Genomic DNA, 20,483 nt, shown 5'->3' with positions numbered 1-20,483 from the left:
ATTATCTGGCGGAGACTCACCACAAGACGGCTCGGCACAGCACTATGTAACCATGACCGCCGCCAACAGCACTGACAACACCACCGCCAGCCAGGCGCCCGCGTACCGGATGGGCGCGCTGCTCGTCGGCATGGGCGCCCTGCATTTCGCCGCGCCCAAGCCTTTCGACGGCATCGTCCCGGAGGAACTGCCCGGCACCGCACGGTTTTACACGTACGCATCAGGCGTCGCCGAAGTAGCCACCGGCGCCGCGCTTCTGCTGCCACGTACCCGGAAGCTGGGCGCGCTGGCCGCTGTCGCACTTTTCATCAGCGTCTTCCCGGCGAACGTCAACATGGTCCGGCTGTGGTGGCCCAAGGGCTGGCCGGCCCGCATCGCGGCACTGGCCCGGCTGCCGTTGCAGGTGCCGATGGTGACCCAGGCGCTTAAGGTCTACCGCAACTCACCCCAGGCGAACTAGGCCCGCCAGCTCGTCGGCGCCGGGCAGGTCGGTGGGTGCCACCGTCTGCCCGGCGCGCACGTAGTGGAAGACCGCCCGCACCGAGTCGACGGGCACGCCCTGGATGGACGACCAGGCCAGGCGGTACACCGCCAGCTGAATGGCCTTGTTGCGCAGGGTTTCCTGGGTCGACGGCGGATCTCCGGTCTTCCAGTCGAGCACGGTGTAACCACCGTCGGCGTCGGCGAACACCGCGTCGATACGGCCGCGGATCACCCGGTCGCCGATCACCATGTCGAACGGCACCTCGATGTCGGTCGGGGTGCGGGCCGCCCACTCCGAGAGGGCGAACGCGGCCTGCAGGTCGGCCAGCTCCTCGGCGACGGCCTGCCCCAGCTCGGCGTCGACCGCACCGGGCAGATCATCGAGGTCGAACAGCCGCTCGGCGGAGAAGTACCGCTGCACCCAGTCGTGGAACGCAGTGCCCAGCAGCGCCTGCGGGTCGGGCCGGGCCGGCAGCCGTCGCTGCAGCCGCTGCAGTGCGCCGGACCGGTCACTACCCAGGTCGACCAATGTGCTCACCGACAACTGCGGCGGCAGCTCGAGCGGACCGCGCTCCTGTGCCCGTTCCCGCTCGGCCAGCAGCGCGTCCACGTCGGCGGCCCAACCGTGCCGGTCGTCGTGCTCCTCGGCTTCTGCGGTGAGCGCGGCAGCCACCAGGGCCGCACCCCGGTCGACGTCAGCGCGTCGCGAACCGGCCGGGTCGACGGGCCACGAGCACTCGACGACGTTGTCCCGCAACGGGTTGACGGCATTCTCCGGGGGTGCGGGTGCCCACTGCTCGATCTCGCCGCAGGGGTCGCCCTCCTGCGCGGCGCGTTCGATGATGTCGCGCATCTCGATCAGGAAGTCGGAGGGTCCCGCGGGTTTTCCGGCCGTCGTCCCCCAGTGATACCCGGACAACAGCAGGGTGTCCTCGGCGCGGGTGAGGGCCACGTAGAGCAGGCGGCGTTCCTCGTCGGTGCGCCGCTGGTCGAGCAGGGCCTTGTGCGCGGCGATCTTGTCCGCCAACACCTTCCGGTCGTAGACGTCGGAGGTGTCGAGCACCGGCACGCCGTGTTCGGACAGCTCGGCGCGGTCGCCGCGCAGCAGCGGCGGCAGGTCCCCCGCATCGGTGAGCCAGGTGCGCTGCGACGCCGTCGACGGGAACACTCGGGCAACAAGGTGTGGCACCGCGACGATCTGCCATTCCAGGCCCTTGGCCGCGTGCACCGTCAGGATCTGGACCCGGTCCGAGGCCACCGTCACCTGTGCCGGTGCCAGCCCGTTCTCCACCTCCGCGGCCGCCGTCAGATATGCCAGTAGTCCGACGATGGGCGCGGCGCCGTCTGGGTCTACGGGCCGCGCGGCGTATCCCGCGACGACGTCGGCGAAGGCGTCGAGATGTTCGGTGCCGCGCCAGCCCTCGGAAACCCCACTGGCGGCACGGGTTTCGGCGTCGATACCCAGAACCCGACGCACTTCGGCAACCAGATCCGGCAGCGGCTGGTGCAGGTGCGCGCGCAGTTGGCTCAGTTCGGCGGCCAGGGCCAGCAGCCGGCGGTGTCCTTCGGGTGAATAGCGGTCGGCCGGGCCCGGATCGCTGATCGCGTCGGCCAGGCAGGCGTGGTCGGCGTCGGGGGCGACCTGCGCGACGGCCTGCTCGGCGGCCGACCCAGACGTCCGCGCCGGGTCGGGCGCATCCAGTTCCGATGCGCGGCGCCACAGCGCGGCCAGGTCGGCGGCGCCGAACCGCCAACGCGCGCTGGTGAGTACCCGCATCGCGGCGACCCCGGCGGTCGGTTCGGCGACCAGGCGCAGCATCGCGACGACGTCGGCGACCTCGGGGATGGCCAGCAGCCCAGCCAGGCCGACCACCTCGACGGGCACCCCGCGGGCTGTCAGCGCCTCGGCGATGGGCGCGGCGTCGGCGTTACGGCGTACCAGGACCGCGGCCGTCGGCACGGGCTCCCCTGCGGCCACCGCACCGAGGTACCGGCGGGCCAGGTGATCGGCAACCCAATCACGTTCGGCGACAACATCATCCAGCAGAGCGCACTGAATGGTTCCCGGCTCGGCGCCCGGCCGCGGCAGCAATTCGCGCACGCTCACGCTGCGACGCCGGGCCTCGGCGGACACCTCGTTGGCCAGCTTGAGTGCCCGCGGCGGGTTGCGCCAGCTGGTCCGTAGTTCCAGGGTCGGGGCCGGTGAACCGTCCGACAGGCGGAAGTCGGTGGTGAATCGCGGCAGGTTGGTCGCCGACGCGCCGCGCCAGCCGTAGATCGACTGGATGGGGTCTCCGACCGCCGTCAGCGCCAGGTCATCGTCGACGCCGCCGCCGAACAGCGACGACAGCGCGACCCGCTGGGCGTGCCCGGTGTCCTGGTATTCGTCGAGCAGGACCACGCGATACCGCTCGCGCAGCTGCGCGCCGACCTGTGGGAAGCGCTCGGCCAAGCGGGCCGCGGCCGACATCTGGCTGCCGAAGTCCATCACCTGCGCATCCCGCATTCGCTGGTGCACGGCATCGATCAGTGGCACCAACTCGGCCCGCTCGGTCTGGGTGGCCAGCAGGTTCAGCAGCCACTGGGTGGGCCCGCCGCGCTGGCCCGGACCCCCGGGGAGCGTGAGGATGAGCCGTTCCAGCTCGTGATGGGTGTCCCGCACGGCGTCGGTGTCGACGAGATGCTCGGACAGCTGACCGGCCAGGCGCAGCACCATCTGGGTGATGGCGGCCGGGGACTTGTCGGTCTGCAACTGGCCCGGGAAGTCGGACACCACCCGAAAAGCCAACTGCCACATCTCGGTTTCGGTGACCAGCCGGGTGGCCGGCTCGATGGGCAACAGCAGCCCGTACTCGCGGAGCAGGGTGCCCGCGAAGGCGTGGTAGGTGCTGACGGTGGCGTGCTCGTCGGCCAGCGAGACACCGGGCAGCAGACCCGACCCCGCCAGACGGGCCAGCCGGGTGCGCACGCGGCGCAACAGCTGTCCGGCGGCCTTGCGGGTGAACGTCAATCCCAGCACCTGCGACGGTGTGGCGTAGCCGTTGGCCACCAGCCACACCACGCGCGCGGCCATGGTCTCGGTTTTCCCGGCACCGGCGCCGGCGATCACCACCAGTGGTCCTGGTGGCGCGGCGATGACCGCAGCCTGCTCGTCGGTCGGGGTGAACAGCCCGAGCGCCTCGGCAAGGTCGGCAGGGCTGTACGTCACGGGCATGCCCCCTTCGTACCTTGTGCCGGACACATGGCCCGCACCGGGCACGTCGCACACCCCGAGCCGACGCGCGCGACGAAGTGCGGCCCGGCCGTCGCCGCGGCGGCGTCGGTCACCCGCTGCCGCCACTGCGCCTGCGCCGTCTCCCCCATCGGGTCCTGCTCGCGTTCGGTGGCGCCGGTCTTGGCGGGTTTGGCCGGATACACCAGCCGGCCACCACCGGGCTGATCACCGTGCGGCACAACGCCTTCGGCGATGGCCAGCTGGTACAGCGCGAGCTGGGCGTGCTCCTGGGCGTCGGCCTTGGTGGCGGGGCTCTTGCCGGTCTTGACGTCCACCACGACCAGACGGCCGTCGCGATCGCGCTCGAGCCGGTCGATGCGTCCCTTCACCTGAACCTGCAGCCCCTCGTCGGCGATCGTGCCGGCCACCTCGAGTTCGGTGCCGACCTCGGTGAGCTCGCCGCGGCTCTCCTGCCGCCACGTCGTGAACGTCGCGAGCATGGCGCGGTACCGCTCGAGCTCGTTGTCGGCGTACCAGTTCGAGTCGAAAGGCAGCTGCTGCCAGACTTTTTCGAGTTCACCCCGCAGCTCGGCCTCGCTGCGACCGGAATCGGCGACCAGGGCGTGCACCAGCGAGCCCAACGCTGACCGCAGGTCGCGGCCGTCGCTGCCGCCGTGGCGCTCCAGCATCCAGCGCAGCGGGCAGTCGGTCAGGGTCTGCACGGTCGACGGCGACACCGTGACGACGTGGTCGTCGCCGGACCACAGCGGTTCGGCAGTGGACAGCTCCGTGCTGGCGTACCACTGTGCCGGGTCGGCGCCCGGCACGCCGGCCTCGGCCAGCCGGGCCAATTGCGCTGCCGCACACAGCCGATCGGACTCCTCGACCGCGCCGTCGGGCGCACACACCACCGATCGCAACCGGCCGACCAATGCCGCCGGCGACAACACGGCAGGCGCGTGCACCGGGAGCTCGTCGGCGTCGGAGTCGGTGCCGCCGGCCAGGGCCCCCAGCTCCTCGAAGAAGGTCGACGGCAGTAGCGCCTCGTCGCCGTTGTCGCTGTCGACGGCCGTCACCAGCACACGGTTGCGCGCCCGGCCCAGCGCGGCGACCAGCAGCCGGCGTTCCTCGGCCAGCAGCGGCGCGGTGGCCGACATGCCGCGGACGTCACCCACACCGTCGACGATGTCGAGCAGCTGCTGGGTCCCGAGTACGCCTCCACGCGGAACGGTGTTGGGCCACAACCCTTCCTGCAGGCCCGCGATGACCACGAAATCCCATTCCCGCCCCAGCGCGGCGTGTGCACTGAGGACCGCAACCTCGTCGGCCTCGGCGCGCTCGGGGGCCGAACCCGACCAGGAGAGCGCGCGGACGTGGTCGATCAGGCCGGCGAGGGACGCCGCCGCGGTGCGGGCCACGTACTGATCGGCGGTGTCGAACAGCGCGGTGACGGCATCCAGGTCGGCGTTTGCCGCAACGCCGGCCGCACCCGGGCGCCCGGCCGCGGCCTGCCACCGGCGCGACAGCCCACTGGCGTGCCAGGCCTGCCACAGCACGAATCGCGGATCCTGGCCCGCCGTCGCCGACCGGCGCGCCGCGTCGAGGACCGCACGAACCCGCCGCACGGGCCGCGCCAGCTGGTCGGGCAGTGAATGATCGGTAGTCCCGGTCAGCGCGTCGACGAGCAGGTCACCGAAATCGCGACCGGTGCCGTCCGCGCGGCGCAGTGCACGGCGCAACTGGCGCTGCGACACCGGGTCCACCCGACCGATGGGGCCGGTCAGCAGGGCCAGCGCCCGGTCGCCGGTCAGCTGATCGGCGACGCAGTCCAGCACCGTCAGCAGCGCGCCCACGGCCGGATGCTGGGCCGGCGGTGCGGTCCCGGCCTGCTGCTGCACCGGAACCCCGGCGGCGGTGAGAGCCCGGGCCAACGCCGTCCCGGCGCTCGGCACCGATCGCACGATGACGGCCATCTGCGACCACGGCACCCCGTCGACCAGGTGCGCGCGACGCAAAGCGTCGGCGATCAACGCGGACTCGGCGTGCGGCGAACCCGCGACACGCACCGACAGCGAGCCGAGCTCATCCGTCGTCGCCGGCGTCAGCGCCCGGGACGCGTCCACGCCGGGCAGCCGCCGCGCGACGGCCGCGACCGCCCCGGCCACCGCGGGCGAGCACCGGTAGGACTCGGTCAGCACCACCTGCGGCTGGTCGTCGGGGCCGTACAGCAGCGTCGGCTCGGCGCCGCGGTAGCCGAACACCGTCTGGCTCGGGTCACCGGCGATGACCGTCAGCTGGGCGCCGGCCGCCAGCACCCGCACCAGCAGCGCAGCCTGCGGGTCGAGGTGCTGCGCATCGTCGACGAGCAGCAGCTTGATGCGGGCGCGTTCGGCGTCCAGCAGCGCGGGATCAACGGCGAAGGCCTCGAGCGCGGCGCCGACCAGCTCGGCCGCGCCCAGCGCCGGCACCGTCGCCTGCGGAGCCGCCATGCCGACGGCGCTGCGCAGCAGCATCACCTGCTCGTAGACCTGCGCGAACCGCGCCGCCGCCACCCACTCCGGACGGCCGGCCTTGCGCCCGATCCGGCGCAGATCCGCAGGGTCGACGCCGCGTTCGGTGCAGCGGGCCAACAGGTCCCGCAATTCGGTCGCGAACCCCGCGGTGCCCAGCGCCGGCCGCAGGTGCAGCGGCCAGTCCACGCTGGCCTCGTCGCCGTCCTCCAGATCACCGGCGAGGAGCTCGCGGATGATGCCGTCCTGCTCGGCGCTGGTGATCAGGCGCGGCGGCGCGTCACCGGCGCGCTGCGCGGCCTGCCGCAACACGGCGAACGCGTAGGAGTGCAGTGTGCGGACCAGCGGCTCCCGGGTGACCTGGCCGGTATCGCCCAGCAGCGCCGACGTGATGGCGCCGCGGACCCGGCTGCCCAGCCGTGCCGAACCGGTGAGCAGGAGCACCGACTCCGGATCGGTCCCCGCCGCGATATGCGTTGCCGCCGTGCGGATCAGCAGCTCGGTCTTGCCGGTTCCGGGGCCGCCCAGCACCCGCACGACACCGCGCTGCCCGGGCTCGGTCAGGGCATTAACCGAGCCGGGCGCGGTGAGTGCGGAGTGCGGGGCGGCCATGGCAGGAATGCAACCACGGGGGTACGACAAGTTCGGCCGACGGCGACACCGGGCCGCGATGTCTGGCAGCATCAACGGGGTGAGCTTGCAGGTGTACCGCTACGGACCGGCGCGGCCGGCACAGATCCTGGCCCTGCACGGCCTGACCGGCCACGGAAAGCGCTGGCAGACACTGGCGGACGGGTATCTGGCCGAATATTCGGTGCTGGCACCCGATCTCCTGGGACATGGCCACTCGTCGTGGGCGGCGCCGTGGAACATCGACGAGAACGTCGCGGCCCTGGCCACCCTGCTCCAGGACGAGGCCGACGGGCCGGTGGTCGTGGTGGCGCATTCGTTCGGTGGTGCGATAGCGCTCAATCTCGCTGCCGCCCACCCGCATCTGGTATCAGGCCTGGTGCTGCTGGACCCGGCGACCGGGCTGGACGGCAGCTGGATGAGCGAGATCGCCGACGCCATGCTCGGCTCCCCCGACTACCCGGACCGCCACGAGGCCCACGCCGAGAAGGTGAACGGATCGTGGGGTGAGGTCTCGGTGAAGTACCCCGGCGAACTCGAGCGCGACCTGGACGAGCACCTGGTCGCCCTGCCGGGCGGACGCGTCGGCTGGCGCATCAGCCTGCCCGCCATGATGTCCTACTGGAGTGAGCTGGCCCGCCCAATTGTGTTGCCGCCGCATGGCACACCGACAACGCTGGTGCTGGCCAAACGCACGCACCCGGCCTATGTCACCGGCGAACTGGTGTCCGGTTTGCAGGCCCGGCTCGGCGCCGACTTCGTGCTGACCGAATTCGATTGCGACCACATGGTGCCGCACGCCATGCCCGCCGAAACCGCCGATGTGATCCGGCGCCACCTGGTCTGATCGTGGCCGCTGTCACCGACGAACAGGTGGAGAGGGTGCGGGACCTCGTCGCCTCGATCCCGCCCGGCCGGGTGTCGACCTACGGCGACATCGCCGATGCCGCAGGGCTTTCCAGCCCCCGGATCGTCGGCTGGATCATGCGCACCGATTCCTCGGACCTACCGTGGCACCGGGTGATCAGCGCGTCGGGCCGGCCGGCCGCGCATCTGGCGACGCGGCAGCTGGAACGGCTGCGCGCCGAGGGCGTGCTGGCGGTCGACGGCCGGGTTCGGTTGCGCGAGTACCGGCACGAGTTCTGAGACCCAGCTCACCCGACGGTGATGGCGTCCAACCGTTCCTTGATGAAGTCCGCAGAGACCACCGGCGCCAGCCCCGACACCGCGCCGATGGGCGGCTGCAACGGGGTGATCAGTGCGTCGTGGTTGGCTTCGTAGAAGTAGATGAGCGACACCAGGTCTTCTTCCGGTGCGTGCGGTTGCGGCGGCAGCACGCGGTGGCGGCCGGACGGCCAGCGTCGTCCGCTCCAATATTCCAGCAGGTCACCGATATTCACCGTCAGCGCGCCCGGTTCCCAGGGGGCGTCCTCCCAGCCCTCGGCGTCCGAATACACCTGCAGCCCGCCGGCGCCGGGCTCGCGGTCGAGCACCGTGACGGTGCCGAAATCGGTGTGCGGGCCGATGCGGAACTGCCCGGGCTCGGGTTCACCGACGACGCTCACGGGCGGGTAGTGGTTGATGTTCATGGTCCACGTCGGCCGATCTGCCAGCGCGTCAAACGGATTCGCCGGTAACCCCAGCGCGTGCGCGAACAGGGCCAGCAGATCGTCGGACAGCCGGCGCATCTGGGCGGTGTATTCGTCCACCAACGTCTGCAGCGCCGGCACCTCGGCGGGCCATACGTTGGGGGCGAACCAGATTCGATCCACCTCCGGGTCCCCCGTCGAGGTTTCCGCGCCCAGACTGAAACTCTCCTTGAGATCGGGTGGTGTCTCGGTGCCCTCGGCGTAACCGTTGGCCTCGGCGCCCGGGCCGATCCAGCCGTGCCCGCCCACCGGCACCGAATACCGCTGCTTCACGTCGTCGGGCAGCGCGAAGAACTCCCGGCTCGCCGTGCGGACCGCAGCCGCCAGCCCCTGGTCCACCCCATGACCGGTGACCACGATGAAACCGGCTCGCTGCAGACCCTCGTCGACTTCGGCGGCCACCGCATCGGCCTCGGCTCCGCCGGCATACCAGCGGGAAATATCCACTGTCGCAATGGCACTCATTCGCCGATATCCTCCGCCCACAATTCGGGGCGGGCCGCGATGAATTCCTCCATCATGGCCACGCACCGCTCGTCGTCCAGAACCGTCACCGCCACACCATGTTCGGCCAGCCAGTCATGACCGCCGTGGAACGTGCGGGCCTCCCCGATCACCACCGCGCCGATGCCGAACTGCCGCACCAGCCCGCTGCAATACCAGCACGGCGACAGCGTCGTCACCATGATGGTCGAGCCGTAGCCGCGCTGGCGCCCGGCCGCGCGGAACGCGTCGGTCTCGGCGTGCACGGAGGGGTCGTCGTTCTGCACCCGGCGGTTGTGGCCCGCGCCCAACAGCTCACCGTCGGCACGAAACAACGCCGCACCGATCGGAATGCCGCCTTCGGCCAACCCTTTTCGGGCTTCGGCGACCGCGACGTCGAGCATCTGCTCAGGGGTCATGCGGAGGCGCATTCCGCGGCGATCTTCTTTCGACACAACACCAGGTAGGCGACACCCGCGATGACGAAGCCGACGAAGAAGGTGATGTCGCCGAGCTTCGGCACCGCCCGGGCGATGTAACCGACGAACTTCTCCTGGTTGGAGAACAACAGCACCGACAGACCCAGTCCCAGCGCGAAGGACAACAGCCCGGGCCAGTTCGAGTATGAGCGGTCGTACAGATACCCGGCGATCTGTTGCCCGCGGCGCAGATACTGATCGGCGAACACCACACCCAGCCAGGGCCCGATCCAGTAGGCAATCACCAGCAGGAACGCTTCATAGCTGTGCGCGGCGTCGGGCAACGCCCACCAGGCGATCAGGAATCCGGCGACGCCGAAGAAGACGGTCACCAGCGCCCGCGCGATATGCGGCGGCAACGTGATCCCGATGGTCACGAAAGCCATTGCCCCGGAATAGATATTGAGCGCATTGGCGGCGATCGCACCGATCGCGATGGCCAGCAGGGTCGCCTTGGCAAGCCACGGCCCGAGCTCGGCCGTGAACGACGCGGTCGGATTGGCCAGGCTCGCGCTGCCGAACGTCGCCGATGCCGCCCCGACGATCTCCAGGACCGCGCACGAGATGAACAACCCCGTGGAGGCGAAGAACCCTGTCGCGAAAGTGGATACCGCCGACGGCAGATAGCGGGTGTAGTCCGCGGCGTACGGGGTCCAGCCGGCCGCGTAACCGAACGAGGTGCCGACGGTGAGCAGGAAGCCCCCGAGTCCGCCGACCCCACCCGATGGCGCCGGCGCACCCAGATTCGCATGCGCGAAAATGCCCACCGATGCCGCGCCGAAGACGATGACGAGCGCGGGGAACGACCACCGCTCGAATGCCTGCACCAGATTGTGGCCGAAGAACGCGAACGCGGTCTGCAACACCACGATGATGATCAGGCCGATCAGTGGCCCGAAGCCGAACAGGGTGGACAGGGCAAACGCGCCGCTGACACTGTTGGTGGCGAACCACCCGACGCCCGCGGTGATCGACATCAGCGTCGCCGGCAGCGCATTGCCCTTGAACCCGAACGCCATTCGGCCCAGCACCATCTGCGGCACGCCGTGCAGCGGTCCGCGCGCGGACAGGAAATAGTGCGCGATGGCACCCAGGCCCGTACCGATGACGATCCCGGCGACCGCCTGCCAGAAGCTCATGCCGAACGCGAGGACGGCCAGCATGCCGACGAACACCGTCGCGAATTCCATGTTGGGCGACGTCCACGTCCAGAACAGCTGACTCGGCTTGCCGTGCCGGTCCGCCTCGGCGATGAACTCGTTGCCACCCGGTTCGACCGCAGCGATCCGGTCCTTGTAGGTCCCGTCGGTGGTCGGTTCAACAGCCGTCATGCGAGGTAACTTTCCCACCGAACCGGGCACCCTGCCATTCGAACGCCGGCGCGCCCGCTACAGCACCAGGCGGACCAGGGCCGCGGTGCGGGCCAGACCCGGGAAGGCCGCCGCCGTCGACCGCGGGTGCAGCGCGTGCACGGCGAGCCGGAAGATCAAGGCGCGCAACAACATCTGCGGCCACTCCGGCAGCGATGCCCAGCGTTCGATGAGACCGTCGTCGGCCTCGCCCCACGACAGCGCGTCGACGACGACCACACCCGCGGCCCACGACGCCGGGCGCCAGTACGGCGTGATGTCGGTGATGCCCGGCGCGGCGGTGCCGGCGAACAGCACGGTGCCGTAGAGGTCACCGTGCACCAGCTGGCTCGGGTTGCGGGTCGGCTTGCGCAGCGACGCAAGCTGATTGATCAGTTCGACCGAACGACGGCCATCGGTGGTGCCGGGCGCCACCCGTGAGCCGGGCGGCAACGACTGCAGTGGCCGGTCCTCCCACGCGGCGCGGTCGGCGGCGATGAAAACGTCGACGTCGCTCCACGGCACCGCGGGCGGCTGCGTCAGGAAGCGCGGACGCTCGAGCTTGGCCGTCGCCTCGTGCAGACGCACCGCCGCCGAGACGATCTCGTCGTGCCGCGGTTCCGGGGTACCGGTGACGAACGTGTCGGCACGCCAGCCGGCGACGACGTAGCGGCCGTCGGTGGCACGCACCGGGCGGGCCAGCCGGACGCCGTCCACGAACAGCGTCTCGCGCACCTTGGCCGACCAGGACGCCCGCGCGTTGTCGGCGACCATGGACAGCACCACCTCGCCACAGCGCCAGCCGCCCTCCCAGCTCGAGCCGAGCGGCACCGGCCGGAGACCGGTCAGGCCGAACGCCGTGAGCACATGTTCGGGAGGACGGTCGACGGTCACCCGATCAGACTAAGGTGTGCCCGCCCATCCCTGACGTCAGTACATGACCATGTCGGGCTCGAGTTGCCGGGCCCAGGCCACGATTCCGCCCTGCAGATGCAGCGCGTCGGCGAATCCGGCCTGTTTGAGGGCGAGCAGGGCCTCGGCCGAGCGGATCCCGGTCTTGCAGTACAGCACCGCGATCCGGTCCTGCGGCACGCGGGACAGGCCGGCGCCGGAGTCGAGCGTCGACTTGGGGATCAGTTCGGCGCCCGCGATGTGGTTGATGGCCCACTCGGCGGGTTCGCGTACGTCGATCAGGGCGACGGGCTTGCCGGCGTCAAGCATCTCCCGCAGCTCGAGCGGCGTCACCGTCGAGTCGGCCGCCGCGTCGGCCGCAGCGTCGGAGACCACGCCGCAGAACGCGTCGTAGTCGATGAGTTCGGTGATCTTCGGGGTCGCGGGGTCCTTGCGAATCGCGATGGTGCGGTAGGTCATGTCGAGGGCGTCGTAGATCATCAGGCGGCCCAGCAGCGACTCACCGATGCCGGTGATCAGCTTGATGGCCTCGGTGCCCATCACGGCGGCGACGGACGCGCACAGGATCCCGAGCACGCCGCCTTCGGCGCATGACGGCACCGTGCCCGGGGCCGGCGGCTCCGGGTAGAGGTCGCGGTAGTTGAGCCCGCGCCCGTCGGGGGCGTCCTCCCAGAACACCGACACCTGGCCGGAGAACCGGTAGATCGAGCCCCAGACGTACGGCTTGTGGGCCAGCACCGCGGCGTCGTTGACGAGGTAGCGGGTGGCGAAGTTGTCGGTGCCGTCGAGGATCAGGTCGTACTGCTCGAACAGCGGCACCGCGTTGTCGGCGTCGAGCCGGAACTCGTGCAGATTGACGGTGACCAGCGGGTTGATCTCCAGGATCGACTCGCGGGCGCTCTGCGCCTTGGGCCGTCCGATGTCGGACTGACCGTGGATGATCTGCCGCTGCAGGTTCGATTCGTCGACGACGTCGAACTCGACGATGCCGATGGTGCCGACGCCGGCCGCTGCCAGATAGAGCAGTGTCGGGGAACCCAGTCCCCCGGCGCCGATGACGAGCACGCGCGCGTTCTTCAGCCGTTTCTGCCCGTCGACGCCCAGGTCCGGAATGATCAGGTGGCGGCTGTACCGCGCCACCTCGTCGCGGGTCAGTTCGGCCGCCGGCTGCACCAGCGGCGGCAACGGGGATGCCATGCCCTCAACAGTAATCAGCGGCTTCACATGACATTTCGGGGCCGCTCGGCGGCGACGAGGGTGCGCTCCGTGTACGCCAGTAGCGGCGTGTTGGCGTACAAACACGGCCGCTCGCGGGAAAGGGGGCTCGCGCGGGAGAGACGACTAGGGAATGGGGTACGGCCAGGAGTTGACGTGGCAGGTCTTGCCGTCGGGCTTGACCGACTCCGGGTCGAACTTGGCGTCGTCGTTGTTGTTGGTCGAGAAGGTCTGCTGCATCATGATCGGCGCCAGCCCGCCGTTGTCACCGCAGGGCTCGTGCATCCGGAAGCCGAGGGCGTGCCCGACCTCATGGTTGATCAGGTACTGGCGGTACGAGCCGATGTCGCCCTGGAACGGCACCGCGCCGCGCACCCAGCGCGCCTCGTTGATGAACACGCGGGACTGCGCCTTGCCGCCGTCGGCCGGGAAGTACGCCGGGTTGAAGCACGACGATTCCAGCTGGATGTCGTAGCCGCAGCCCTCGCGCACCGTCATCGGCGAGGTCAGGGACACCCGGAAGTCGGGTGTCTCCGGCGACGACGCGTCGAGCCGGGTGAAGGCGAACTTCCCGTCGTGCGTCCAGCTCTTCGGGTTGGCGAGGGTTTCGGCGACCATCCGGGCAAACGCCTCGTCGCCGCCGAAACTGGTGGTGTCGACGCCGTCCTCCACCTCGACGGTGTAGGTCACCGACTTGGTGGTGCCCTGACCGATCTTGCCGGTGGTGCCCGGCACGATGTGCCAGGCCTTGGCGCCGGCCTCGGTGAACGGCCCGCCGTCCGGGAGGATGCCGGTGGGCAGATTGACGTCGAACTGCGTCAGGCCCTTGGGCGGCGCGCCGACGATCGCGGTGCTCGCCGAGTTGATGGTGGGCTGGCCGACCATCGGCACGTGCGGATGCGCCGGCGTGATCGGTTTCGGACCGGAGATGCCCTGGTAGACCACGATTCCGGTGACGACGGCCAGCGCGGGCAAGGCGTACGCGCGCCACCCGTAGGTGGATACGAAGCGACCCAGCCAGGACTGCTTGCGCCACTGCTGCCGGTCGTCCCGGTTGGACCGCAGCCGTCCGGAGTCCTCGGCCACCGGATCCCGCTGCGCACGCAAGGGCTCACGCCACTCATTGCGCACCACAGGGACGCGACCGGTGCCTCGGCCCGGGTCGTAGGTCACCGAACCAGGATGGCACAGAGCTGGGCGTACACCGGTAATGGCACGCCACCGGGTGTTCAAGTGGGACCGGACACAATCGCCGAACCGCTGGTAGCACGCGGATGGCGCGAACTAACGGTAGTAGTGTCGTGGCGATAAACTGCCGGGTCGGTCAACCTGAACAACACGTTGGGCGGCCATGAACAACAGGGGTCCAGACCGGTCCCTGAACAGTTGGTCACGGACATGTGTGCCGGACAATGCCAGATTGAGGACGTAATGAGCGAGGTTGCCAACACCTCAGACGCCAGAGGCACGCAAGCCGGAACCGACGGCACGCAGGGCGGCCCGACCACGAATCGACGGGGCAACCGACTGCCTCGGGACGAACGACGCGGCCAGCTGCTGATCGCGGCGAGCGACGTCTTCGTGGACCGCGGCTACCACGCCGCCGGCATGGATGAGATCGCCGAACGCGCCGGCGTGAGCAAACCCGTCCTGTACCAACACTTTTCGTCGAAGCTGGAGCTGTACCTGGCGGTGCTGCAGCGGCACGTCGACAACCTGCTGCAGGGCGTCCGAGGGGCGCTCAGCGCCACCACCGACAACCGGCTGCGCCTGCGTGCGGCCGTCGAGGCCTTCTTCGACTTCATCGAGCACGACAGCCAGGGCTACCGGCTGATCTTCGAGAACGACTACGTCACTGAGCCGCAGGTGTCGGCCCAGGTGAAGGTCGCGACCGATTCGTGCACCGACGCCGTGTTCGACCTGGTGAGCAGCGATTCCGGGTTGGAGCCCCATCGCGCCCGGATGATCGCCGTCGGCCTCGTCGCGATCAGCGTCGACTGTGCCCGCTACTGGATCAACAACGACCGGCCGATCTCGAAGGACGCAGCCGTCGACGGCACGGTGCAGTTCGCCTGGGGCGGACTGTCACACGTTCCACTCACCCGCTGACGCGGCGCGAACAAGAAAACTGCCCCTTTCCGTTGTGGAAAGGGGCAGTTTTTTGCGTGCGGGCGGAGTCAGTCCTTGCCGGTGACGCCGAAGCCGACCCGGCGGACGTCAGCCGCGCCGATCTCGACGTAGGCGATCTTGGCGGTCTGCACCAGGAACCGGCGGCCCTTCTCGTCGGTCAGCGCGAGCACGCCCTCCTTACCGAGCGCGTCGGTCACCAACTTCTCCACTTCCTCGGGAGTCTGCGCGCTGTTGAGGAACAGTTCGCGCGGGCTGTCGGTGACACCGATCTTGACCTCCACGCTGACCCCTTTCATTCGTTTTCAAGACTTCAGTCGAGCTGCTATCGAACTCTCCTCAGGAGGCTAGTGGACGACGGCGCCCCCGGTGGCCGCGGGCACGTTCGCCGTACGCGAACCACGCCCGGAGGTCACGACGTCGTCACAGTTGTCGGCCCGGAAACACCGCCCGGCGGCACCGCTCTTCGAGGTCGCGACAGGTCGTCTCGGCGCGCTCGACCGAACCGAGTCCCGACCGTTATCCGACGGCCAGCGAGCCGACCTCATCCGTAACTTCCGCACCATTAGCATCGACGAGGTAAGTGATACTCGACCGGGGAAAGTCGCCATGAGCAGGACATATTCGCGATATTCAACACCGTCGGGGGCGTCCACCGGCAGCTACGGGGACACCCCTGACCACCAGGGCTACGACCGCGGCTACAGCTACGGCTCCACCACCTATGGCAGTGGATACGGCAGCACCGACTACGCCGGTGACCGCAGCCACTCGTACGGCTCGTACAGCTCGTACGGCTCGTACGGCTCGGCCACCGACCTGGCCGACCGACCCACGCGCGAGTACACCAGCACCTACGGCGACACCGATCGGTTCACCGCGGCCGACGCGGACTACGCCGGTGGTGACGCCGACGCGGCGTACGACGACTACGACGACGACGAGATCTACGAGTACGACGAGGGCATCGACCGGCGCTGGGTGTGGGTGGCCGGCGTCGCCGGCGCCATCCTGCTGGTCGCGGTCATCTGCACCGTCGTGATCCTCGGCGGCGGCGACAGCGGGCCCGTCACCGCGCCGATCACGCCGCCCAGCACGAGCCAGTCGGCAACGCCGACCGCCTCCGCGGCGCCGTCGGCCGCGCCGCGTCCCCGCGTGACGGCGGCGCCGCCGACCGCGTCGCTGGCGCCCGAGACCGTCACGACCGTCACCCCGACCGCACCGGCTCCCACGCCGGCCGAGGCCGTCCCGCCGGTCGACCCCGCGGCCGTGCCCGCGGCACCGCTGCCGAACACGGTCACCTACCGGATCACCGGCAACAAGTCACTGCTGGACCTCGTGACGGTGATCTACACCGACGGGCAGGGTGCGCTGCAGACGGACGTCAACGTGGCGCTGCCGTGGGCCAAGACCGTCACGCTGAATCCGGGTGTCACGCTGAGTTCGGTGACCGCCACCAGCGTCACCGGTCAGCTGAACTGCTCGATCAGCGACGGTTCGGGCCAGGCGATCGCCGTGCAGAGCAACAACACGATGATCACCACCTGCACGAAGTAATCACCACAGCACCGCGGAACCGGGTGTGTGAGCTCAGCCGAGGCCGAGTTCGCGCACCCGGTTCTTGTGTGTCTCCTGCAGGCGCTCGAAGAACTCGGTCATCTGGGTCAGACCCTCGCCGCTGGACAGCACCAGGTCGACGAGTTCGTCGTGCTCGGCCATCACGAACTGCGCCTGTGTGATGGCCTCCCCCAGCAGCCGCCGCGACCACAACGCCAGCCGGTGCCGCTGCCGGTCGCTGGCGCTGACCGCGGCCCGCACCTCGGCCACCACGAACTGGGAGTGCCCGGTTTCCGACAGCACCGCGCGCACCACGTCGGCGGCCTCGGCGGGCAGCGAACCGGCGATCTCCAGGTAGAAATCGGCCGCCAGGGCGTCGCCGACATAGGTCTTGACGAGCGCTTCGAGCCAGGTGCTCGGCGTGGTCAGCCGGTGGTAGTTCTCCAGCGCCGGAGCGTATTTCGTCATCGCCGGGACGACGTCGACACCACGGCGCAGCAGCGCCTCGCGCAGCACGTCGAAGTGCCCCATCTCGGCGGCGGCCATGCGCGCCAGGTTGATGCGGCCTGCCAGGTTCGGCGCCATCCGCGCCTCCTCGGTCAGCCGGTAGAACGCGGCGACCTCGCCGTACGCCAACAGGGCGAACAGCTCGTTGATACCGGGATGATCGCCGGACACCGCCGGCTGCTCCGGAGTTGCCGTCTGCTCGGGCAGCGCCTGGGACCTCGAAGGCGACGGGGAAGGCATGGCCCCAACTGTAGACCGCGACTCGCGTCACAGCCGACCGGCGATGCGACCAGCTACAATGGTCTCGGCTGTAGCCAGTTCCGGGCAAGTTCCGGATCGGGAAAAGGTCCGGCGCGGGCAACGCGCGACCGGCTGCGACCAAGGAAATGTGCGTGCACGTGTTGGCCCACCTCCATCCGCGACCGACGCGGTAGACGGTTCTCCAGCTCGCCGGAACACCCGGCTGATTTCGGCAGAACCGCCCCGAGGGCCCAAGTGTTGATCGTCAGACTCGTGCGCGCGTGGACAAACAGCGAGCACTGACTCCGATGACACTGGAAGGCATCCACGCCACCTCATGACCGCATTGACTGCAAAGACAACCGAAGAAAAAACATTCGCTGACCTCGGCGTTCGGGACGAAATCGTCCAGGCGCTCGCCGAAGACGGCAAGGCCCACCCGTTCGCGATCCAGGAGCTGACGCTCCCGTTGGCGCTCGCCGGCGACGACCTGATCGGCCAGGCCCGCACCGGTATGGGCAAGACCCTGGCGTTCGGTGTGCCGCTGCTGCACCGCGTCGCCTCCGACGCCTCGCTGCCGCTGACCGGCACCCCCCGCGCGCTCGTCGTGGTCCCCACCCGCGAGCTCTGCATCCAGGTGTACGGCGACCTGACGATGGCCGGCAAACACCTCAAGGCCGGCGAGAACGGGGAACGCAAACTCCGCGTCGAAGCCATCTACGGCGGCCGCCCCTACGAGCCGCAGATCGAAGCCCTGCAGCAGGGCGTAGATGTCATCGTCGGTACCCCGGGCCGGCTCCTGGACCTGGCCCAGCAGGGTCACCTGCAGCTCGGCGGCCTCAGCGTCCTGGTCCTCGACGAGGCCGACGAGATGCTGGACCTGGGCTTCCTGCCCGACATCGAGCGCATCCTGCGGCTGACCCCGGATTCGCGCCAGGCCATGCTGTTCTCGGCCACCATGCCGGACCCGATCATCACGCTGGCCCGCACCTTCATGAACCAGCCGACGCATATCCGCGCCGAGGCCCCGCATTCGGCGGCCACGCACGACTCCACCAAGCAGTACGTCTACCGCGCCCACGCGCTGGACAAGGTGGAGATGGTCAGCCGCATCCTGCAGGCCACCGGCCGCGGCGCGACCATGATCTTCACCCGCACCAAGCGCACCGCCCAGAAGGTGTCCGACGAGCTCGCCGAACGCGGCTTCAAGGTCGGTGCTGTCCACGGTGACCTGGGCCAGATCGCCCGCGAGAAGGCCCTCAAGTCGTTCCGCAACGGGGATATCGACGTCCTGGTCGCGACCGACGTCGCGGCCCGCGGCATCGACATCGACGACATCACGCACGTCATCAACTACCAGATCCCCGAGGACGAAATGTCCTACGTGCACCGCATCGGCCGTACCGGCCGCGCCGGCAAGACCGGTATCGCCGTCACGCTGGTCGACTGGGACGAGCTGACCCGCTGGGCGCTCATCGACAAGGCCCTGAATCTGGATTGCCCGGATCCTGCCGAGACCTACTCCCGCTCGCCGCACCTGTACGAAGAGCTGGACATCCCGACCGACGTCACCGGTTCGATCGGGGCCTCTCGGGCCAAGCCCGCCAAGAAGTCGTCTGATCCCGAGGTCAAGCGCGAGTCGAGCGCCGACAAGGACCGCCCGGCCCGCAGCCGCAGCCGGTCCCGCCGCCGCACCCGCGCCGGTGAATCGGCCACGGGTCATGTCGAGGCGTCGGGTGCAGCCGAGGGCGACACCGCCGAAGCCGGTGCGCCGGCCGGCGACAGCCCCGCCGAGTCGAGCCACTCGGGTCGCCGCCGCCGGCGGCGTCGTCCGAGCAAGGCCGCGGCTCCCGAGGCCGCGGCCGTGGCAGCACCTGCCGCCGAATAGCCGCAGGCCGCCCGAGCCCTATGGTCAAACCGGAACGACGTACCAAAGCTGATCTGATCGCCGCCGCGGCCATCGTCGTGGTGGTCGCGGTCGGCGCAGCGCTGATCTGGTGGAACAGCGATGCGCGGGCCACCGTCAGCCGGCCCGCCGACCGTCCCGCACCGGCGTTGCACGCCGCCAAGACGGTGCCCTCGACGCTGCGCGAACTGTGGACCGCGGCCAGCGGCAAGACCACCCAGCCGTCGGTTGTCGGCGGTGTCGTGGTGACCGGCGACGGCGATGAGATGCAGGGCCGCGACCCGGCCACCGGCAACGCCTTGTGGAGCTACTCGCGCGCCCGCGAGCTGTGCGGCGTCACCACCGTGTACCAGTACGCGGTGGCGGTGTACCCCGACGGCCGCGGCTGCGGGCAGGCCAGCGCCATCGACGCGAGCACCGGACGCCGCGGACCCGCCCGCAGCAGCCTTGCCGACGCCGAGGTGAAGCTGTCCACCGACGGGACGACGATCCTGTCGTACGGCGACAGCCGCCTGGAGCAGTGGCGTTCGGACCTGGTGCGGATGATCAGCTACGGCTACCTCGACGCGGTGGTCAAACCCGGCGTCCCGGCCTCTCCCCTGTGCCGCTTGGTATCCGCCGCGGCCAGCTCGGCTTCGGTGGCCGTCATGGAGGCGTGTCCCAAGCAGAACGACCTGCGACTGACGCTGCTCAAGGCCGCCAAGGAAGAGGACCAGCCGGACGTCAAGCGGGTATCGCTGCCCGGCGTCAGCGTGGACTCGGACGCACAGGTCATCGCGGTGTCGGAGACCAAGGTCGCGGTCTACCTGCCGACGCCGCAGCCGTGCGTGAACATCATCGACGAAACCGGCAACACCATCGCCAGCACGCTGCTGCCTCATGCCGCGACGCCGGTGACGGCCACGACCCGCGTCGGCGACGTCGTCACCTGGTACACGGGCGACTCGGTGCTGGTCTTCGACAGCAACGGGCTGCGCTACAAGTACACCGTCAGCGCGCAGGGCGGGCAGGCACCGATCGGTCCGGCCACCATGCTGGCCGGGCATCTGCTGGTTCCGGTGACCAGCGGCTACGACACGTTCGACGCGCAAAGCGGCGCCGGCCAGACGCACATCGCGCTCGCCCGGCAACCGGTCAACTCCGCGGTCATCCCGGCCCTGGCCGGTTCGGTGCTGCTGGAGCAGCGGGGCAGCCAGTTGGTGGCGCTGGGTCAGTGACCCGA

17 protein-coding genes are annotated in these 20,483 nt (G+C 69.8%); 7 read left to right on the top strand and 10 right to left on the bottom strand.

All coding sequences use genetic code 11. From position 1 onward, the window contains the following. Positions 1-52: 52 nt before the first annotated feature. Positions 53-460 (top strand): DoxX family protein, encoded by a 408-nt coding sequence (locus BR47_RS0117090; RefSeq protein WP_020102990.1) that lies wholly within the window; start codon positions 53-55, stop codon positions 458-460. Here BR47_RS0117090 and BR47_RS0117085 read toward each other — a convergent pair. After that, positions 443-3,697, bottom strand: a complete 3,255-nt coding sequence (locus BR47_RS0117085) for an ATP-dependent helicase (RefSeq protein ID WP_029120251.1) — start codon at positions 3,695-3,697, stop codon at positions 443-445. The genes BR47_RS0117090 and BR47_RS0117085 overlap by 18 nt on opposite strands. Beyond that, positions 3,688-6,819, bottom strand: coding sequence for an ATP-dependent helicase (locus BR47_RS0117080; RefSeq protein WP_029120250.1), 3,132 nt, complete (start codon positions 6,817-6,819; stop codon positions 3,688-3,690). Before BR47_RS0117080 ends, BR47_RS0117085 begins: the two co-directional genes overlap by 10 nt. A gap of 58 nt (positions 6,820-6,877) precedes the next feature. On the opposite strand from BR47_RS0117080, the gene BR47_RS0117075 reads away from it, so the two are divergent. Together BR47_RS0117075 and BR47_RS0117070 are read left to right on the top strand one after the other, a co-directional pair. Continuing rightward, positions 6,878-7,684, top strand: a complete 807-nt coding sequence (locus tag BR47_RS0117075; RefSeq protein WP_020102987.1) for an alpha/beta fold hydrolase — start codon at positions 6,878-6,880, stop codon at positions 7,682-7,684. 2 nt (positions 7,685-7,686) lie between these two features. Then, on the top strand, positions 7,687-7,983 hold the full coding sequence (locus BR47_RS0117070; protein WP_029120249.1) for an MGMT family protein: 297 nt from the start codon (positions 7,687-7,689) through the stop codon (positions 7,981-7,983). 8 nt (positions 7,984-7,991) lie between these two features. Here BR47_RS0117070 and BR47_RS0117065 read toward each other — a convergent pair whose 3' ends face one another. From BR47_RS0117065 to BR47_RS0117040, 6 genes are all read right to left on the bottom strand, one after another. Continuing rightward, positions 7,992-8,951: an isopenicillin N synthase family dioxygenase gene (locus tag BR47_RS0117065; protein WP_029120248.1), complete on the bottom strand. Its 960-nt coding sequence runs from the start codon at positions 8,949-8,951 to the stop codon at positions 7,992-7,994. Beyond that, positions 8,948-9,388 (bottom strand): nucleoside deaminase, encoded by a 441-nt coding sequence (locus BR47_RS0117060; RefSeq protein WP_029120247.1) that lies wholly within the window; start codon positions 9,386-9,388, stop codon positions 8,948-8,950. The genes BR47_RS0117065 and BR47_RS0117060 overlap by 4 nt, the downstream gene beginning before the upstream one ends. After that, positions 9,385-10,779, bottom strand: coding sequence for a purine-cytosine permease family protein (locus BR47_RS0117055; protein WP_020102983.1), 1,395 nt, complete (start codon positions 10,777-10,779; stop codon positions 9,385-9,387). The genes BR47_RS0117060 and BR47_RS0117055 overlap by 4 nt, the downstream gene beginning before the upstream one ends. A gap of 57 nt (positions 10,780-10,836) precedes the next feature. After that, positions 10,837-11,691, bottom strand: a complete 855-nt coding sequence (locus BR47_RS0117050) for a TIGR02569 family protein (protein WP_020102982.1) — start codon at positions 11,689-11,691, stop codon at positions 10,837-10,839. A 36-nt stretch (positions 11,692-11,727) separates the two neighbouring features. Next, positions 11,728-12,906, bottom strand: a complete 1,179-nt coding sequence (moeZ, locus tag BR47_RS0117045) for an adenylyltransferase/sulfurtransferase MoeZ (protein ID WP_020102981.1) — start codon at positions 12,904-12,906, stop codon at positions 11,728-11,730. Positions 12,907-13,050: 144 nt separating this feature from the next. Continuing rightward, complete coding sequence (locus BR47_RS0117040; protein WP_029105577.1) at positions 13,051-14,097, bottom strand: DUF3152 domain-containing protein; 1,047 nt, start codon at positions 14,095-14,097, stop codon at positions 13,051-13,053. A 258-nt stretch (positions 14,098-14,355) separates the two neighbouring features. Between BR47_RS0117040 and fasR the strand changes: the two genes are divergently transcribed. Beyond that, positions 14,356-15,033: an HTH-type transcriptional activator FasR gene (gene fasR / locus BR47_RS0117035; RefSeq protein ID WP_029120246.1), complete on the top strand. Its 678-nt coding sequence runs from the start codon at positions 14,356-14,358 to the stop codon at positions 15,031-15,033. Between the two features lie 68 nt (positions 15,034-15,101). On the opposite strand, the gene BR47_RS0117030 is transcribed toward fasR, so the two are convergent. Beyond that, positions 15,102-15,335 carry a DUF3107 domain-containing protein gene (locus BR47_RS0117030; RefSeq protein WP_029105576.1) on the bottom strand — a complete coding sequence of 78 codons (234 nt, stop codon included), beginning with the start codon at positions 15,333-15,335 and terminating at the stop codon, positions 15,102-15,104. A gap of 325 nt (positions 15,336-15,660) precedes the next feature. Between BR47_RS0117030 and BR47_RS30785 the strand changes: the two genes are divergently transcribed. Then, positions 15,661-16,608 carry a hypothetical protein gene (locus BR47_RS30785; RefSeq protein WP_177127315.1) on the top strand — a complete coding sequence of 316 codons (948 nt, stop codon included), beginning with the start codon at positions 15,661-15,663 and terminating at the stop codon, positions 16,606-16,608. 33 nt (positions 16,609-16,641) lie between these two features. Here the strand turns inward: BR47_RS30785 and BR47_RS0117020 are convergent, their stop codons facing one another. Then, complete coding sequence (locus BR47_RS0117020) at positions 16,642-17,355, bottom strand: ferritin-like fold-containing protein (protein WP_029105575.1); 714 nt, start codon at positions 17,353-17,355, stop codon at positions 16,642-16,644. A gap of 337 nt (positions 17,356-17,692) precedes the next feature. Here BR47_RS0117020 and BR47_RS0117015 point away from each other — a divergent pair, with 337 nt between their 5' ends. Together BR47_RS0117015 and BR47_RS0117010 are read left to right on the top strand one after the other, a co-directional pair. Continuing rightward, positions 17,693-19,243 carry a DEAD/DEAH box helicase gene (locus tag BR47_RS0117015; protein ID WP_029120245.1) on the top strand — a complete coding sequence of 517 codons (1,551 nt, stop codon included), beginning with the start codon at positions 17,693-17,695 and terminating at the stop codon, positions 19,241-19,243. Positions 19,244-19,263: 20 nt separating this feature from the next. Then, on the top strand, positions 19,264-20,478 hold the full coding sequence (locus BR47_RS0117010) for an Rv3212 family protein (protein ID WP_020102974.1): 1,215 nt from the start codon (positions 19,264-19,266) through the stop codon (positions 20,476-20,478). Positions 20,479-20,483: the final 5 nt, after the last annotated feature.

It is taken from the genome of Mycobacterium sp. UNC410CL29Cvi84, from assembly GCF_000686745.1.
GTDB lineage: Bacteria > Actinomycetota > Actinomycetes > Mycobacteriales > Mycobacteriaceae > Mycobacterium > Mycobacterium mucogenicum_B.
The sequence above is the reverse complement of the archived record's forward strand: the minus strand, read 5'-3'. Positions and strand labels throughout refer to the sequence as shown.

What these genes read in the sequence shown, in the direction of transcription:
- BR47_RS0117055 (WP_020102983.1), bottom strand. Translation starts at nt 10,779, where the DNA reads ATGACGGCTGTTGAACCGACCACCGACGGGACCTACAAGGACCGGATC.
- BR47_RS0117075 (WP_020102987.1), top strand. Translation starts at nt 6,878, where the DNA reads ATGTCTGGCAGCATCAACGGGGTGAGCTTGCAGGTGTACCGCTACGGA.
- BR47_RS0117060 (WP_029120247.1), bottom strand. Translation starts at nt 9,388, where the DNA reads ATGACCCCTGAGCAGATGCTCGACGTCGCGGTCGCCGAAGCCCGAAAA.
- BR47_RS0117085 (WP_029120251.1), bottom strand. Translation starts at nt 3,697, where the DNA reads ATGCCCGTGACGTACAGCCCTGCCGACCTTGCCGAGGCGCTCGGGCTG.
- BR47_RS0117090 (WP_020102990.1), top strand. Translation starts at nt 53, where the DNA reads ATGACCGCCGCCAACAGCACTGACAACACCACCGCCAGCCAGGCGCCC.
- BR47_RS0117080 (WP_029120250.1), bottom strand. Translation starts at nt 6,819, where the DNA reads ATGGCCGCCCCGCACTCCGCACTCACCGCGCCCGGCTCGGTTAATGCC.
- BR47_RS30785 (WP_177127315.1), top strand. Translation starts at nt 15,661, where the DNA reads ATGAGCAGGACATATTCGCGATATTCAACACCGTCGGGGGCGTCCACC.
- BR47_RS0117065 (WP_029120248.1), bottom strand. Translation starts at nt 8,951, where the DNA reads ATGAGTGCCATTGCGACAGTGGATATTTCCCGCTGGTATGCCGGCGGA.
- fasR (WP_029120246.1), top strand. Translation starts at nt 14,356, where the DNA reads ATGAGCGAGGTTGCCAACACCTCAGACGCCAGAGGCACGCAAGCCGGA.
- BR47_RS0117020 (WP_029105575.1), bottom strand. Translation starts at nt 17,355, where the DNA reads ATGCCTTCCCCGTCGCCTTCGAGGTCCCAGGCGCTGCCCGAGCAGACG.
- BR47_RS0117015 (WP_029120245.1), top strand. Translation starts at nt 17,693, where the DNA reads ATGACCGCATTGACTGCAAAGACAACCGAAGAAAAAACATTCGCTGAC.
- BR47_RS0117010 (WP_020102974.1), top strand. Translation starts at nt 19,264, where the DNA reads ATGGTCAAACCGGAACGACGTACCAAAGCTGATCTGATCGCCGCCGCG.
- moeZ (WP_020102981.1), bottom strand. Translation starts at nt 12,906, where the DNA reads ATGGCATCCCCGTTGCCGCCGCTGGTGCAGCCGGCGGCCGAACTGACC.